The sequence below is a fragment of the Aestuarium sp. genome (assembly GCF_023253315.1).
Lineage (GTDB): Bacteria > Pseudomonadota > Alphaproteobacteria > Rhodobacterales > Rhodobacteraceae > Marivivens > Marivivens donghaensis.
In genome coordinates this window covers 1-673 of the sequence record NZ_JALRGW010000156.1, presented here as the reverse complement: position 1 = coordinate 673, position 673 = coordinate 1, and the positions used below count along the sequence as shown (strand labels likewise).

1 protein-coding gene and 1 pseudogene are annotated in these 673 nt (G+C 55.6%); one reads left to right on the top strand and one right to left on the bottom strand.

Features of this window, described 5'->3' with window-relative positions; translation table 11 throughout:
* On the top strand, window positions 1-225 hold a 225-nt coding region (locus tag AC1QQ2_RS14795), incomplete at its 5' end, for an AMP-binding enzyme (protein ID WP_479713715.1).
* A gap of 109 nt (window positions 226-334) precedes the next feature.
* Here AC1QQ2_RS14795 and AC1QQ2_RS14790 read toward each other — a convergent pair.
* Window positions 335-517, bottom strand: a pseudogene (locus AC1QQ2_RS14790) (glycerol kinase); the annotation flags it as partial.
* Between the last annotated feature and the right edge of the window lie 156 nt (window positions 518-673).

Here is a 673-nt window from a genome sequence, read left to right as displayed (position 1 = left end):
GCCGCCGTCGTCGCCATGCCACATGAAAAATGGGGGGAAACCCCCTGCGCATTTATCGAACTCGCCGCAGGACGTTCGGTGGACAGCGAAGAGCTACGCCAATGGTGTCGCGATCACCTCGCCCCGTACAAGGTGCCTGGAAAGTTCGTCTTCACCGAAATCCCGCGCACATCGACAGGCAAGATCCAAAAGTTCCAGATGCGAGAGCAAGCGAAACTGCTCTAGTCCGCAGGGTTGGTGCGGTAAATGGAATACTTGGATCTATATTTGGGCGGATTGCGGACGTTCGCAGCGATGCAACATGCATTCGTTTCGGGATGGATAACACCGCACTGATCGTCGCCGCGACCGCGCGTTTCCATGCAGCGTAACGTCGGTCTCTGCCGGCGTAGTCCATCGCAGGTTCAAAACGTGCGTCGACCTTCCATCGACGCGCGAAGGTGTCCTGTTCAGGATAGAACCCGACGAATTGCCCTGCCAGCCATGCCGCCCCAAGCGCGGTGGTTTTGAGCAGCCTCATTTGACCGGGCCAAGTTTATAGTTAGTGCATATTTGGCTGCGGGGGGCTTAAATTCGCCCCGGCTGCAGTAATTAACGACTGAGTCAAAACCAGCAAATGTTGCTTAAGTCGATTGCTACACCCTCAGATTGCCCTAACTCCGATGCAAAGAAG